Below are 1,534 nucleotides of genomic sequence, written 5' to 3'. Positions count from 1 at the left end.
CGTGTGTTACGTTCTTTTGTTTGGTTTCGTCCAGTCCGCGTGCATCTTCCCCCTCTCTATTCGTCGGCACCGTCAGATGTATATAAGGGACAGGTGTCGGGCTGGATGTCGGAGGTGTTCTTCAGCAGGCCATCGATGATGTAGACCGCCTCCCAGACACCGCACGGAATGAAGTGGCTGAACAGCGCGACGTACGTATCGGACACGTGGTGATAGGCGATGCCGCCGTAGCCGCCATAGCGGATGTGGTACGAAGCGAGCAGATTCTGGTCGTAGAGGTCGTACTTGGTGCCGTCGGCAGCTGCGCTCTTGCCATCGCCCCAGCATTTGGGGAGCTGCAGGCCGGCGTAGCTGTTGATGATGTCCCGACAGGCCGCGGCTAGTTTGTTGGCATCCACATGCCGGCGGTTGACGAACGACAGCATGTGCGCCGAGACGGCGCCACGCAGGTGTCGGGCAGCCTGGGCCGGTCCGAGATTGCAACCATAGGTGAAGGCGGTGAGGACGTAGCGCTCGGTCGGTTGCTCGATCTTGGCGTCCGAGCCGGACAGAGGACCGAAGTGCCGGGGCCAGCGCGTCCAGTGGGCCACATCGCACAGGATCTCGATGACGCTGCGTTCGGGCATGCGGTCTAGGATGGCGGTTTCCAGGGCGCGGGCCCCGCTGCTCATCTCCTTTGCCTTGCTGCGTTTGAGCACCGGGATGCCATCCTCGCCGATGACTACTTGGCCATTCTCCAGATAGCCTTGATCGGTCAGCTCGGCGACCTGCATCAGGCGCGATTGCAACGCGTTGACGAAGCCCACGGCCGTGGCCGGCAGCCCCACCTGCTTGCAGTAATCCTCCAACATAGGTTCGCACTGGTCCCACGGCAGCAACTGCTCGCGGTAGTCGGCGTAGGTTTCCGATCCGCGCACAGCCACATCGCCCGATTTCAGTTCGTTGGCCAGCGATGAGAACACACAAACCTCGAACAGGCGCCGGTGGATGCGCTCTTCGCCCTGTTCGGTGCGATGGATGATGGTCTTGCGCCAAAGCTGGGTGGTGAACGCCAGATCGACCGCTTCGTCCAACCAATCGCTGCGGGTTCGTTCCTGCGTCAGGATCAGCTCGATCGCGTCGATCAGCGAGCGGTCCTCCGTGGTCGAGGCCAAGTCCAGCCTACGCACCATCCGCAGGATGGTGGAGCGGTGACTTTTGTAGAACGGCCACAGCAGCGGCAAGTGATTGTCGCCACTATGCGCCGCAATGGCGTTGCAGTCGGCCTGCAACGTCTGCACGCCACCATGGGCGTTGACCAGGCGGCGGATTTCACGCCCCGCCTCGGTGTCGCCGCGATGATGGTCGAGGACGCGGACCACATCCGACATCGTCGCCACGATCGCTTCGGTCTTCTCGCGATAGCGCGCCCTCAGCCGCTCCAGTTCCTCTCGGCCCCGGTTGTGGATGTTCCCCATGCGCTTGATGAACATCTCCGCGAGATCGTCGCGCGTCTGGACCCGGGCCCGGTGGATCAAGCACACCAGTACGGCGT

At 62.5% G+C, this 1,534-nt stretch carries 1 pseudogene; it reads right to left on the bottom strand.

Going from position 1 to position 1,534, the window contains the following annotated elements:
• Positions 1 to 92: 92 nt before the first annotated feature.
• Positions 93 to 1,534, bottom strand: a pseudogene (locus CSC62_RS17150) (Tn3-like element TnXo19 family transposase); the annotation flags it as partial.

It is taken from the genome of Pseudoxanthomonas jiangsuensis, assembly GCF_010093185.1.
GTDB classification, from domain to species: Bacteria; Pseudomonadota; Gammaproteobacteria; order Xanthomonadales; family Xanthomonadaceae; genus Pseudoxanthomonas; species Pseudoxanthomonas jiangsuensis.
The sequence above is the reverse complement of the archived record's forward strand: the minus strand, read 5'-3'. Positions and strand labels throughout refer to the sequence as shown.